The sequence below is a fragment of the Aquimarina sp. RZ0 genome, from assembly GCF_008370685.1.
GTDB lineage: Bacteria > Bacteroidota > Bacteroidia > Flavobacteriales > Flavobacteriaceae > Aquimarina.
The window spans coordinates 13,753-28,537 of the sequence record NZ_VTZU01000046.1 but is presented as its reverse complement, the minus strand read 5'-3'; the positions used below and the strand labels follow the sequence as shown (position 1 = coordinate 28,537).

General features: G+C 32.7%; 11 protein-coding genes. 5 read left to right on the top strand and 6 right to left on the bottom strand.

The window, feature by feature from the left end; translation table 11 throughout:
* The first annotated feature begins 141 nt into the window (after positions 1-141).
* Positions 142-972 (top strand): porin family protein, encoded by an 831-nt coding sequence (locus F0000_RS17485; protein WP_149626024.1) that lies wholly within the window; start codon positions 142-144, stop codon positions 970-972.
* 18 nt (positions 973-990) lie between these two features.
* Here F0000_RS17485 and F0000_RS17480 read toward each other — a convergent pair whose 3' ends face one another.
* From F0000_RS17480 to trmB, 3 genes are read right to left on the bottom strand one after another with little or no spacing between them, the layout of a single operon-like run.
* The gene (locus tag F0000_RS17480; protein WP_149626023.1) at positions 991-1,329 is read right to left on the bottom strand and encodes an MGMT family protein; all 339 of its coding nucleotides are present in this window, start codon (positions 1,327-1,329) and stop codon (positions 991-993) included.
* Positions 1,316-1,954 (bottom strand): LysE family translocator, encoded by a 639-nt coding sequence (locus tag F0000_RS17475; RefSeq protein WP_149626022.1) that lies wholly within the window; start codon positions 1,952-1,954, stop codon positions 1,316-1,318. Before F0000_RS17475 ends, F0000_RS17480 begins: the two co-directional genes overlap by 14 nt.
* Before the next feature lie 14 nt (positions 1,955-1,968).
* Complete coding sequence (gene trmB, locus F0000_RS17470) at positions 1,969-2,643, bottom strand: tRNA (guanosine(46)-N7)-methyltransferase TrmB (RefSeq protein WP_149626021.1); 675 nt, start codon at positions 2,641-2,643, stop codon at positions 1,969-1,971.
* A 204-nt stretch (positions 2,644-2,847) separates the two neighbouring features.
* Here trmB and F0000_RS17465 point away from each other — a divergent pair, with 204 nt between their 5' ends.
* Complete coding sequence (locus F0000_RS17465) at positions 2,848-3,903, top strand: glycosyltransferase (RefSeq protein WP_149626020.1); 1,056 nt, start codon at positions 2,848-2,850, stop codon at positions 3,901-3,903.
* On the opposite strand, the gene F0000_RS17460 is transcribed toward F0000_RS17465, so the two are convergent.
* The 3 genes from F0000_RS17460 to F0000_RS17450 form a co-directional block, all read right to left on the bottom strand.
* Positions 3,841-4,920 carry a cell wall metabolism sensor histidine kinase WalK gene (locus F0000_RS17460; protein ID WP_149626019.1) on the bottom strand — a complete coding sequence of 360 codons (1,080 nt, stop codon included), beginning with the start codon at positions 4,918-4,920 and terminating at the stop codon, positions 3,841-3,843. The two genes, F0000_RS17465 and F0000_RS17460, sit on opposite strands and share 63 nt — an antisense overlap.
* On the bottom strand, positions 4,920-5,603 hold the full coding sequence (locus F0000_RS17455) for a response regulator transcription factor (RefSeq protein WP_149626018.1): 684 nt from the start codon (positions 5,601-5,603) through the stop codon (positions 4,920-4,922). Before F0000_RS17455 ends, F0000_RS17460 begins: the two co-directional genes overlap by 1 nt.
* Before the next feature lie 141 nt (positions 5,604-5,744).
* Positions 5,745-8,132, bottom strand: coding sequence for an inorganic phosphate transporter (locus tag F0000_RS17450; protein WP_255452786.1), 2,388 nt, complete (start codon positions 8,130-8,132; stop codon positions 5,745-5,747).
* 555 nt (positions 8,133-8,687) lie between these two features.
* Between F0000_RS17450 and F0000_RS17445 the strand changes: the two genes are divergently transcribed.
* From F0000_RS17445 to F0000_RS17435, 3 genes are all read left to right on the top strand, one after another.
* Positions 8,688-9,047 carry a toxin-antitoxin system YwqK family antitoxin gene (locus F0000_RS17445; RefSeq protein ID WP_149626017.1) on the top strand — a complete coding sequence of 120 codons (360 nt, stop codon included), beginning with the start codon at positions 8,688-8,690 and terminating at the stop codon, positions 9,045-9,047.
* Positions 9,048-9,607: 560 nt separating this feature from the next.
* Entirely contained in the window at positions 9,608-12,415 is a 2,808-nt protein-coding gene (locus tag F0000_RS17440; protein WP_149626016.1) for a TonB-dependent receptor, read from the top strand.
* A 28-nt stretch (positions 12,416-12,443) separates the two neighbouring features.
* Positions 12,444-13,772 carry a hypothetical protein gene (locus tag F0000_RS17435; protein ID WP_149626015.1) on the top strand — a complete coding sequence of 443 codons (1,329 nt, stop codon included), beginning with the start codon at positions 12,444-12,446 and terminating at the stop codon, positions 13,770-13,772.
* The last annotated feature ends 1,013 nt before the right edge of the window (positions 13,773-14,785 follow it).

Genomic DNA, 14,785 nt, shown 5'->3' with positions numbered 1-14,785 from the left:
AGATACTTTGAAAAGTTAAGATTATAAAGCCTATAAATTGAAATGATTTATAGTAATATTACTATTATAGATATCATGACTTTATCAAAACGGCATGATTTATGATAATTTAAGATTTTTATCATCAATTATATTATCCATATGAAAAGAATCATTTTTATTCTATCCCTCTTTCTTATACTATCTAATCAAAATTTTAGCCAAAGTAAGTTACAAAAAGCTGAAAAGAGCTTAAGCAAAAATAGTAACGGACATAGTTATACATCTCAATCAAGAAATTCTGATTATTCTTCTGGAGATGAGTATGGCATCCTAACTGAATTGGCTGTAGTTTTTGCAGAAGTATTATTATATACTACTTATTACGGCATGACTGAAACACCTGCAGAATATGAAAGACGGGCAAGCAATGCTTCTATTACCAAATATCCATATTACAATTCTAAAAAAGGTAACTATTCTTATAACTGGGGAGAGGACACTAATATATTCAGGACAACGCTTACAAGTCGGACTATTGTAGAAAACAGTAAATTATACGGAAACCACCTTAATGCTGACTTACGGTTTTTAAAGAGGGCGGGAATAGAAGCTGACTATTTACAATTATGGGAAGATACTACATTTTTTGGGGATAATTCTCTTTCCTTATTTACACTTCTCGCCAAATATCATCGTGTACGTACCGAAAAGTTTTCGGCATATTGGGGAGTAGGTGCTGCTTTTATTGCTGGAGAAGTAGACGAACTAGGATTTACCTATGGTTTGGGAGCTGAATTTTTCTTTGCAAAACCATTAAGTCTGGAATCTAATTTTAATCAGACCTTTATTAATACAAGGTCTGTGAATAAATTTAACCTATTATTAAACTACCATATGAATCGGTTTAAAATAACCGGAGGATATGAACATTTAAAAATAGGAAGTATTGATTTTTCAACATTTTCTGCCGGGATTGGAGTTTCTTTTTAAATTATATACCAAACAATTTTATAACTCCTTCATAGGATCCCAGAATAATGTATCCAGATCTTGTATTTGATTATCGATAACCTCAATACCTTCATTCTCTAATAATTGTTGCATCAGATTAGTTCCCTGAAAATGGTGTTTCCCTGTCAAAACTCCTTTTCTGTTTACTACGCGATGCGCAGGAATATCTTCTTGCTTTCCTGAGGCATTCATTGCCCAACCAACCATACGAGCACTTCTGGCTGCCCCAAGATATTTGGCAATAGCACCATAAGAGGTTACCCTCCCATACGGAATCAATTTTGCCACTTCGTAAACTCTGTCAAAAAAATTTTGATCTCTACTATTGTCCTTCATCCCATGTATAAATAATTCTTGCTAATGTTATGATTACCAAAACCAACATCAATATTCCCATAAAATAATTAGAATACTTAGTAATTGATGCCGTTTTCTTTTCTATCTTCAAAAATGACAATACATAAAAATATAAAGTAACAAAAGTTCCCAGACCTGCAGCAATTGTAAATGCTATAATTCTGGGCGCATCATATTCTATTTTACCACTCACACTCATAGCAGCTGCAATCGTACAGAAATAAGGAATTGGCAAGACATTTATTACAGACATCATAGCTCCTTTAAAAAAGCTGCGAGTATCTGTATTTCTATATACTTTTATCTTGGTTCTTCTTTGCTTTGCTTTTATAAAAAAATAAATAGCCATTAATAGAAAGATAACCGCTCCTGACCGAAGCAGAATATTTCTGACAAATGGATTAAAAAAAATATATTTAGCCAGTAATATTGCAATAAGTGCCTGAATTAAAACAACTACCGATGCACCCACTGCAACTAAAACACCATTCTTTTTACCCCTCTCAAGGCAAGTTCTGGCTACAGTCATATTAACCAATCCAGGAGGGATCACTCCTATTAATGATGCAAAAAAAGTAACTAAAAAAAGTTTAGTAGTTTCCAAATCGATGACGACAATTAGGTAATTTTGAACTGAATGTAAGTTATGGGTTTATTTTTTTCTAAATATTGTTTTTCATAAAAAGTTTGAATAGTCGTAACTACTTCCGGAGATCCTTCCTGATGGTATACATTATGATTAGCATATACTACTTCGTGCCCTTCTCCATGCAGTAATCCCAAGGTGTATCCATGCATAAATTCACTGTCGGTCTTGAGATGCATTAACCCATCTGATTTAAGAATCTTTTTATAACGTTGTAAAAAATCATGATTCGTCATTCTGTGTTTTGTGCGCTTGTACTTAATTTGCGGATCCGGAAAAGTAATCCAAATCTCATCAACCTCATTCTTATCGAATATATGATCAACTAATTCTATTTGAGTTCTTATAAAACCTACATTATTCATCCCATCTTCTATCGCAGTCTTAGCTCCACGCCAAAAACGAGCTCCTTTAATATCAATTCCTATAAAATTTTTATTCGTGTATTTTTTTGCTAAGCCTACTGTATATTCTCCTTTTCCACAGCCCAACTCTAATACGATAGGGTTTTCGTTTTTAAAAAACTTTTCTTTCCACTTTCCTTTATACCCCAGAGCATTACTCAATACTTCATCTCGGGTTGGTTCTACTACATTATGAAAAGTTTTATTCTCGTTAAAACGTTTTAATTTATTCTTACTTCCCACCTATTTACTTTCTTAGTTTATAAATCTTTTTCACAAGAAACCTTATTAGCTACATTTATGATGCTAAACTTACATGTTAAATTTTATCGATCAAAAGATAATTTTTTGGTAAAATTAAGGAAATATATACTTACTAGAATACTATTAATTTTAAAATAAAGACAAGCTACCTTTAGATTGTTAGTCTATTAAAATTAATTGATTTTGAGTAAAAAAGTACTTATTGCGCCATTAAATTGGGGATTAGGTCACGCAACCCGCTGTATCCCTATAATCAATGCTTTAAAAGATGAAGGTTTTGAACCGGTTATTGCATCAGATGGAGTTGCCCTTTCTTTATTAAAAAAAGAGTTTCCTGATCTGAAAACTGAGGAGTTACCATCGTATAATATTGAATATGCCAAAAAAGGAAGTAACTTTAAATTAAAGATATTACTCAACAGTCCCAAAATTGCGCATGCCATCACTGCAGAAAAAAAGGCTACAAAAAGAATTCTGGAATCTGATGAATTTTATGGCATCATCTCTGACAATAGATTAGGAGTACGACATAAAAATGTGCCTTCAGTATTTATAACACATCAATTAACTGTACTTAGTGGAAAAACAACTTCGATAAGCACAAAACTTCATAATAAGTATATAAAAAAGTTTGATGTTTGTTGGGTGCCTGATATGGCAGATGATCCTAATCTTAGTGGAGAACTTGGGCATCCTAAAAAGAGCAGTATTCCTGTTACTTATTTAGGTCCTTTAAGTAGATTTAATTATCAGAACCTCCCCAAGCAATATGATATTATGGTATTATTATCTGGTCCTGAACCACAACGAACAATGCTTGAAGAAAAACTACTTCAGGAATTTGAACGAAGTGATAAAAAAATAGTTTTTGTACGAGGTGTCATTGAAGATATTCATAAAACCTATGTAAAAAATAATATTACCATCCATAATTATCTAACTGGTTCAGTATTGCAAAACACAATTAATAGCAGTACAATAATTATATCCAGATCAGGATATACAACTGTTATGGATCTGGCAAAGCTTAAGAAAAAAGCATTCTTCATTCCTACGCCAGGTCAATTTGAGCAAGAGTATTTGGCAGAACGTCTTACGATAAACAAACTTGTTCCCAGCTGTAAACAAAATGAATTTACTTTAAAAAAACTATATGACATTAATTCTTATAAAGGTTTAAGCAGTTTTAGCACCGACATCGACTACAGGGAACTTTTTCACTTTTTCCATAGTAAATGAGAATTCACTACCTATGCGATAGTCACTCTCTACATAGATGCGCTCGTGGTGTGCTTCTATGATATGCTTGACAATCGCCAACCCAAGACCCGAGCCTCCTTCCTTGCGAGATCCACTTTTGTCTACGCGATAAAAACGCTCGAATAATCTGGGGATATGTGCTTGTGCAATACCTTCTCCGTTATCAGTTACCCTAACAATTACTTTGTTACGTATCAAGTTTTCTATACTTACCTCGGTAGTACCATCTTCTTTACCATATTTAATTGAATTCACAATTAGGTTTGACAACACCTGTTGAATCCTTTCTTTATCTGCGTGAACCATAACAGGTTCTTGATAATTCATATCAAAAGTCAGCGCTATGTTTTTTTTTGAAGCTCTCATTTCATATAGATCAAAAACACTTTGAACTAGTTCTACTATATCAAAACTAGTATAATTGAGATTCAGATCTCCTACCTCTAATTTGGTAATCATATCTAAATCTTTTACAATATAAATAAGACGTTCTACACCTTTATTAGCACGATTAAGGTATTTATCAAGAATTTTTGGGTCATTCATCGCTCCATCCAATAGTGTAAGAATATATCCCTGAACTGTAAATAAAGGAGTCTTTAATTCATGAGAGATATTACCCATAAATTCTTTACGATAATCTTCTCTCACTTTTAAGGTCTCTATCTCAGTTTTTCTTTTTTGTGCAAACTTCTCTACCTCTTTGATCAAAGTTCGCATATCAGTAGTTACCGGGCTATCTCCCACGGTTTCTACATCTAACATCTCTATATCGTCATAAATCCTGCGTACTCTGCGATAAATGAATTTTTGTACTCTATATTGGATAATTAGAAAACTTGTAATATAGCACAGAACAAGAAACCCTATTACAGGCAAAAAACTTAGTTGTGATTGAATGTATAAAAAAACGCCCAATACGAGCGTTAGTAGTAAAGTTATATATAAAGATGATAAGTAAGCAAACTTATACGATCTTTTAAAATTTTCTGCCATTATATAACAAACTTATAGCCTACTCCTTTGATGGTTTTAAAACTATCGTCTCCTATTTTTTCTCTTAGTTTTCGGATATGCACATCAATGGTACGACCTCCTACAATTACTTCATTACCCCAAACCTTATCTAATATATCTTCTCTTTTAAAGACTTTTCCAGGTTTTGAGGCTAATAAAGATAACAATTCAAACTCTTTTCTGGGTAATATAATTTCTTTTTTATCTTTAACTATCTTATACTCATCCCTGTTAATCACAAGATTACCAATCTTTACCACATTATCAGATGAATCATCTTCCTTCAGCCTTCTCAATAATGCCTTGACTTTACTTACTAATACTTTGGGTCGAATTGGTTTTGTGATATAGTCATCAGCTCCGGCATCAAATCCAGCTACTTGCGAATAATCTTCTCCACGGGCTGTTAAAAATGTAATAATGGTATTTTGTAAATCAGGTATTTTACGTAATTGCTCACACGCTTCTATACCATCCATTTCTGGCATCATTACATCCAGAATAATTAATTGTGGCTTTTTCTTCTTAGCAATCTTCACAGCTTCTATACCGTTTTCTGCTGTTAATACATTATAACCTTCTACTGTAAGATTATATCCCACGATTTCTAAAATATCCGGCTCATCATCTACAAGTAGAATTGTAATATCTTTTTTATTCATTTCTTATAAAGTTATATCACTTCTTGGTAAATATACTATGATAAAGTGAGGTATACATATCTATTTAAACGGGAAACAATAAACTAACATAAAAATTTCAAAAACATAACAATTACTTAACGCAATAAGAATAGCCTGATATTAATCCTGATGATTTCTGTAGGTAGTTAATAAATTCATCGCTGCAGTAATCAGATCTTTAGTTTCCATTAACAATCCAAAGTAAAGTGTTGTATTTTTCGGACTACTTTCTTCTGTTCTAGTTCTTGCAACTTGCTTGTTAATCTTATCATTAACAATAGTAAATAATTCCTGTTTTTCTTCAATGATAGCATTAAGCGTATTAAATTCTCTAGTATTGAATATCTTTTTTATGCTACCAAAGAATTCATTGAGATGTTCTTCAATTTCTTTAAGGTCTTTTATCTGATTAAATCGAAGTCTTTTATGATTATTATTCACATGCTTATGACTCGCTTTAGATATATAATCAAGTGATTGAGTGATATCTTCCAAGTATCCTAATATAGAAATATAGAAATTACTTGCTCCTACACTGGATTCATCTAAATTCTTTATAAAATAAAAGATGCTATCGCGCAGGTCTTCTACCTCTTTTTCTAGTTTTGCTATTCCTTTTCTATTTTTCTTAAGAGCGGCTAAGTCATATTTTGCCAGACTATCTATTGTACTTATATAAATTTTATTCCCTCTATTGACAAATGATTTAATATTATCTGCACTCTCTTCTATTACTCCTTGTATAGAACTACTTTCAGACTTTTTCAGACTATCTTCTTCCTTAAAAGCTCTGGTTTTGTTTCTATACTTAATGGTATTTCTTACTAATAATACGACCGCCACTAATAATAAAACTCCTGTCATGATAGGTTGATTTATATTAATTAGAAAAGCGATAAATGCGGCAGCAAGAAATGCGCTTATTGCTGTAAAAAACCATCCTCCGATTACATTTAATACTCCTGCCACCCGGTATACTGCACTTTCTGTACCCCAGGCTCTATCCGCTAACGAAGTCCCCATGGCTACCATAAAAGTTACATAGGTAGTTGATAGTGGTAATTTCATAGAAGTCGCAATAGAAATCAATACTCCTGCCACCATAAGATTTACGGCAGCCCTTACCATATCGAATGCAGGCATATCTTCTTTGCGCATAGTCACTGGTATGGTAACTTCTTTAAATTGTTTATCTGCAAATACTCTAAATGAATCCGGAGTGATTGAAGACAAAACCTCTGAAATCCAAACAGTTCCTCTAACCACACCACGAGATAAAAAATTAGGATGAAATTTTTCGTCTCCATCTCCTTGTCTTGATAGGTCTATAGAGGTCTTTACTACATTTCTTGCCTTGGTAGAAAACCAAAGCGTTAACACCATAATAATTCCTGCAAGCAATAAAAGTAGCGTAGGCGTTTCTGCCTTCGTACTTAGAGATGTCATTAAAAATGTATTGGCGGCTTCTCCAGAAGTACTCCACATCTGATATCCTTCCCAGGCAGCAATCGGAACACCAATAAAGTTAACAAGATCATTTCCTGCAAATGCCAAAGCCAGAGCAAATGTCCCTACAATAATAATGATCTTATAAATATTTGCTTTGAATATAAACATAATCAAATAGGAAAGCAGTGATAATACAGCAAAACCGGCTAGTATAATAGGTAAAACATTGGTCTCTAAGAAACCTCTTAAGGTCACCGAAATCACACCAGCATCTCTATCAATTATAAAAAGATCTTTTTTGGCTTTTATCATATCTTTCAACGTTTCATAAGAACTTTCAAAATATAAATTTGCCCAATCCAAAAATGCCTCCCCAGAATCTTTTGTAAAAATACCTACAATCTCATTGGCATACTTTGTTCCTTTGATTCCTTTAATAAAAATGAAATATAGAATAGCTGTTAGTGCAATTCCTCCAAAAAGAGCTCCCGTCCATTTTGCTTTTTTCTTAAAATTAAATGATAACACTAATCGAGAAACAAATTGCACAAAAGCTCCTATAGAAAAAGCGACGACCACAGAAAGAAGAATTCCAACGATTATTTCTCCAGCTTTTTTAGTATTAATATAATCACCCAAATCTGTTATAGAAAGTGACGTATCTCCTTGTATTTTAATTATAGCGACACAAACTGCTGCTCCTAATAACTCAAAAACAATAGATACAGTAGTAGATGTGGGCATCCCTAGAGTATTAAAGAAATCGAGCAGCAAGATATCGGTGATCATTACCGCCATAAAAATGATCATGATCTCATCAAAATAAAATTCTCCGGGAACAAAAATACCTTTTCTGGCTACCTCCATCAATCCACTAGAAAAAATAGCTCCTCCAGCAATCCCCAAACTAGCCACAATCATAATTGTTCTAAATGATATCGCCTTAGAACCTATAGCAGAATTAAGAAAATTAACAGCATCATTACTCACACCAACTATTAAATCCGCAATAGCCAGAAGTGCCAGCGCAGCAATCATCCAAATATAAATATCGTCCATGTTCTCTTTACAATCTTAATAAGCCACAAAAATGTTACTAAAATTCCTCTCAAATGTTATTGAAATGTTATCTTTTTCATCAAATTATTGGTTGATCCTCCTCAAAAAAGCAAGTAGAATTACTCTTTTAATGAACAATAAAAAAATCAAAGTATGTATTCTCATAAATACAAGCCAGCACAGTCTCATACAAACAATATTGATAACTAAATCGTTTGGCTACTCCTATCTTAATCTTTTAAACCCTTGTGAATCTTGTTTTATACAAAAGGTGTGACGCGAAATGCAGTGAATAAAACAACAGTTTTTATTAAAACACGCTTATAGCAGAAGATACTTCTAATGCATAAAATTTTATAAAATAACCGTTTGAGTAATTATATCTGGCACAACAATATGCATCAAAAATATATTTATAATAAATTTAATTACTTAAAAATCAATTAATTATAATTTCAATGTTAATTTAATGTTACTTAAATGTTGTTTAAAAGTAAAATTAATGTTACATTTGTAATATAATTATTAAGAACACCCCAAATAAAAAATATATTTATGAGAAATTTATTATTAATAGCAGTGTTCCTTTTTTCGGGTGTAGCACTGGCACAGGAAGTAAAGCCTACTTTTGAGAAACAAGGAGATGAGATAAAAGGTACTTACTTTCATGATAATGGAGAAATTCGTCAGCAAGGTTTTTATAAAGATGGTAAATTACACGGTGAATGGAAATCTTATGATACTACCGGAAAGAAAATTGCCATGGGACAATATGAATACGGAGTTAAAATCGGCAAATGGTTTTTCTGGAAAGGCGAAGAATTATCCGAAGTAAATTATACTAACAATACTATTGCTTCTGTAACTACGTGGTCTAATAAAAGTGATGTCGTGGTTAATTATGATGATAATTAGAATTTACTAAGAAAAAATAATAAGGCGTTTAGAAAATTCTAAACGCTTTTTTTTATGAAGAAGTTTACACTTTTTTGATTCTTATAGCGAATTGAAAAAAATGCAAACTACTTTTATATAAGCATTGATAGAAGAGAACTCATCAAATCGTGTTTTTTCTAAATAGAAATACAAAAAAGTTACTTTTCAAAAATATTAGACAACAATCAAACAAGGCTCCTTAAAACCTTCTACAATTCTAACCTAAATCCCCTTAATAAAATAGAATACTTTCACCTGCTACTTCAAAAAAAGATTGAGTGCGACTAAGACTAGACCGATTTTTTGTTTTTTGTCCAGGACAAAAACACTTTCTTTTCTTATGAGCTAATTCAACACTAAAGTAGTCTCAATTATTTCATGTTTTGCTATACATACTATGTATTCTCTTTTATTAAAGCATCGTACTTCACTATGCTACATAACAATTATATAACATTATCATTACCCTTATTTAATTTATCAGTAACACACAGGTAATAATAGCTGTCGTTATTTGCACCAAATTTAGAACACGTTACATGAGAAAAATTGTGATTCTCTGTACACTATTTATTGTTGGAATAATTAGTGCACAAGAAACCGGAACCATTGCTGGTACCTTGCTTGATAAAGAAGCAAATGACCAGCCTTTACCCTTTGCCAATGTATTAATCAAAGGAACTTCAAAAGGAACCACTACGGATTTCGATGGGTTATACACCATTGAGAACTTAGAACCAGGAACCTATATTATAGAATTTAGTTTTGTAGGGTATGAGACGCTAGAAAAAGAAGTGGTAGTTACTGCCAATCAGACTATAACCGTCAACGCATCTATTGGCGCAAGTGCAGCTGCATTAGATGAAGTAGTTATCAAAACTACGGTTAAGAAAGAATCAGAAGCTGCTATTTTATTAGAACAGAAAAATGCTGTTACAATACAGCAAAAGATTGGAGCACAAGAACTTTCAAAAAAAGGAGTAAGTGATGTTGCCACAGGATTAACAAAAGCAACAGGTATTTCCAGACAAAGTGATAAATTATACGTTCGTGGTTTAGGAGATCGCTATAACAATGCATATCTTAATGGATTACCGATTCCTTCGCTCAATCCTAAGTTAAAGTTGATTGATTTAGGAATCTTCCCAACTGATATTGTGGAAAATTTAGGTATCTACAAAACATATTCTCCTGATATTTATGGGGATTTTGCAGGAGCAAGTGTTAATATCGACACGAAGGATCGTCCTGGAAAAGGTTTCTTAGAAGTTGGTTTTAGCTCTGGGGCAAATACCAATGCTATTGGCAACGATTTCTTTTTACTCAACGGAGGTCAGTATGACCAATGGGGATTAGACGATGGATCCAGAAGAGTTCCTATCTTTCTGGATATCCCAAACTATAATTATAATAGCACAGAAATAGATTACTTCCCTTTTGATACTTCTTTTAACCCTCAAAAGAGATTTAATGCTCCGGATGGAGGAGCTAGTATTACAGGCGGAAAAACATTTACCTTGGGGGAAGACAGTCCTCAGAAATTAGATGTTCTTTTTACAGGGTCATTTAGCCAAGGTCACAAAACAGCATTAAATGGTTTAGAAGCTGCTTATAATTCACAGGGGGAATCTGTCGTAGGAATTGGTTTCTTTGAAAATGTTGATCGCTATAAATATAAAACAAACACGACTATACTTAATAGTTTAGGGTATCGATGGAATAGTAATAATAAAATTCTTTCTACTACTTTATATGTAAATGACACCCAAGATGAATTAAGAGAGCTGAGAGGTCGTAGTAGTGAAGATACAGATGTATTTATCAGGATCAGAAGAGGGACGTATGAGCAGAATAACTTATTCACGCAACAACTAACAGGAGAACATAGATTTACAGAAAACAAATATGAACTAAACTGGGGAGCTGCCTATAATAAAGCGCAAGGACTCATACCAGATAGACGTCAATTAATTTTTACCGAATTATCTAATGGCAATCTAATTCTTGGTGATGCAACCAGTCCGGATTTTGCAAATAATCAACGTTTCTACCAAGAATTGAACGAAAATGATTATTCCGGAAAAATAGATTTTGATATCAATTTTGGAAAAGATGAAGAGGATCGTTTCAAACATAAAGTCACTATCGGTACTTTTTTTAGGGCAAAAGATAGAGAGTTTGAAGCAAATCAATTAAACTATAATCTCAATAACCTCAATAACCTTACTGTAGATTTTAACAATCCGGACGCATTATTAAATGAAGAAAACTTCCTTGCTGGTCAATACATTGTATTAGAAAACCTAAATTCTACTCGAATATATGAAGCTGATTTTACAAACTTTGGAGGATATGCTAATTTACAATATGCTTTAGGAGAAAAGTTAATCTTCAATGGTGGTTTAAGAACTGAAATATTTGAACAAAATATATTCTTCAGACTTCAACAGGATCTGGAAACAAGTCCTTTTAGAAACAGTGTATTGGATGAAACATTTATTTTACCAAGCCTTGGTCTAAAATATGCACTGAATGAAAAATCCAATTTAAGATTTGCCGCCAGTAAAACTGTTACTTTACCAAAGTTTACTGAGGTAGCTCCTTTTCTTGACGAAGACGTAACAGAATCCACCCTGGGGAATCCAGAACTTAAAAATTCTGATAATTATAATGTAGATATCAAATGGGAATATTTCCCAGAACAATCAGGTGAGCTAGTAAGTGCAACGATATTTGGTAAATATATAGATAAGCCTATTGAAAAAATAGGATTAGCTTCTGCTTCAAACTTTATATCTTTTGGTAATACTTCGAATGCTACCGTATTTGGTCTGGAATTGGAGTACAGAAAAAATCTTGGTAACCTTTTCAAAGTTGAAGAAACCACTTGGAATGATCTTAATTTTGGAATCAATACTACTCTAATGTATTCTAAAGTGGAAATAGATGAGAATCTTCAAATCAACGGAGTAAATATTGCGCCTACGAATAAAGAACGCAGATTACAGGGGGCATCACCATTTTTAATAAATGCAGATATAGCGTATACAAAGAAAATCAAGAATCATAAAATTACTTCTGCATTAGACTTTAATATTTTTGGAAATAGAATTTATGCAGCGGGTAGTAATGGTAGAGGAGATATTTTTGAAAAAGGGTTTGGCACTCTGAACTTTAATTTTAAAGATGAAATCGGAAAAAATATAGAGATCAGTTTTAAAGCTAAAAACCTATTAAATCCTTCTGTAACGAGATTTCAAGACCAGGAAAACTTAAATCAGGAATTCACCACCTACGATTTTGATAATGGTATCAACCTGAGTCTTGGTGTAACATTTAAACTTTAAAAAAATACGAACACAATTAATATAAAAAATGAAAACTAAAAATTTATTAACAGGGATAGTTTTGAGTACAGCAATCTTATTTGGTGCGTGTACCATCCAGGAAGATAATATTGGTGATGTAATCATCAACCAAGGAGGAACCGGTGTTGAATCGGGAGCAATTGTTCTCGAAGGGAAAATTACAGAAGACAGAACTTTATCTGTCAGCGAAACATATGAACTAAGAGGAGGAGTATCTGTTGTAGATGGTGTAACACTAACTATAGAAGCAGGAACCAGAATTATTGCTGGTGATGTTGGTGGCGTATTCTCTTATTTAGCTATAGAGCAGGGAGCAACGATTCTGGCAGAAGGAACTGCCAGTCAACCGATCGTATTTACATCTAATAAATCTACACCAAATCCAGGAGATTGGGGTGGATTGCTATTAGCAGGTAGAGCGCCTATTAACAGAGAAACTACTGCCACTACAGAAGTTGCAAATCTTACATATGGTGGAACTGATCCTTCTGATAGCTCAGGAATCCTACGGTATGTACGTTTAGAATACACAGGTGGAAAAATTAATGATGATGCCGAATACAATGGACTTTCTTTATATGGCGTAGGAAATGGTACTACCATAGAGTATATACAAGCTTTTAATGGGAATGATGATGGTATTGAATTTTTTGGAGGAACTGTCAACCTAAAATATGCAGTAGTAACCGGTGCTGGAGATGATTCTTTTGACTGGACAGATGGCTGGGTAGGAAACGGGCAATTCTGGATAGCTCAACAAACTTCTGTTGCTGGAGACAAGGGTATCGAAGCAGATAATTTTTCTGATAATCCAGGGGCTACACCTTTCTCTAACCCAACTTTATCCAACATTACTCTAATTGGTGCAGAAGATGGTGATGGCGAAAATAAAGGAATAGAGTTTAGAGCAGGTACCAAGGTATCTATATATAACACAATTATCAAAGCTTTCCCAGGAAAAGGAATTGAGGTTGATGATGACCAAACTTTAATGAACTTGAACAATAATGAAATAATTGTAAGAAATTCTATTATAGATAATGTAAATTCTTTTGATTTAGATCACGAAGATATTGCCACAGTTGATTTAGCAGATTTTTCATTATTTAATAATTTTACTCTTGATGGTTCAGGAAGTCCTTTTAATAATATAGGAACTACAATCCCAAGTGAATTCGGAATTAATGGTTTTACAGGAACTTACGGATATACTGTGGCAGAAGATGGAGTAGATAACTTTGATCCTTCTACATTAGGTACATTCTTCACCGCTGCTAATTATGTAGGAGCTTTACAGGAGGGCGATACCTGGACTGCTGGTTGGACTCGTCTGTAAGAAAAACAGGTGTATTACTACTTTTTATAAAACTCCTTGATAATGACTATCAAGGAGTTTCCTATATAATACGATTTATAACTAAAAATTTCGCATATTCATCGTTTCTTTTTCCTTTCTACTTCGTTTAAAAAATAAACCGTAGCTATAGCTATGCTTGATTTTTTTGCCTTGCATAAAGAAAAAATAATTCAATGAATTTATACGAATTTTTTAATCACAAATCGTATAAGAGCTTGTTTAAAAACCTTACTTCCTGAAAACAAATATTTTAAGAACCGTGAGCTTACTTCAAATAATTAAAACATCTCGATATTTTCATCATTTGAAGTGTCCTCAGAATCTCAAACTATTGATTTTCAATTTGTATTCTTTTTAAACATACTCTAAGCATAGCACTTGCAGCTTATAGAAAGCTAGCTAACAATTTTTATTCTTTGAATTTAGAGAAATAAGTTCGTTCCATAAAAAATGTATTTCAGAATAAATACTATTATTTATTCTGAAAAAAATTACATTCTCTTAATCTAAGTATAATACTATGTTAAAACACAATATAATAGAACTGCATTTATTTGTAATCGAGTTTTTAATCAAAAATTAGAGTAGCCAAATCCATTCGCTTCCTTATCGAACACAAGTTAGCAAATAGATATAAAAAAACGTGTTCGTAGAAGGCTGGAAATTCATTTGTATCCAACAAACAATGATGTTTTTCTTCAGCCTTCTCTTTTTTTAGCAAATAATACCATTTCAATTTACTAGAACAACCTTCAGGATAAGCCCACAAAATACGCAATGCAAGAAAGTTTAGCAGATCCAGTATTTAAAAAATGAAAACATAAAGAGAGAGATCCAATTTTCTTACTTCTTAGAAATGTTCAAATAAAAAGCAGTAATTTCTTGTTTAGACAAAAAAGAAAATTAAGATATCGTCATACCTGCGGCTTCTTTTTATTTTGGAACTATAAACAAAAAAAGAGTGAGTTTTAATAGGTAATTTTACATCAGAA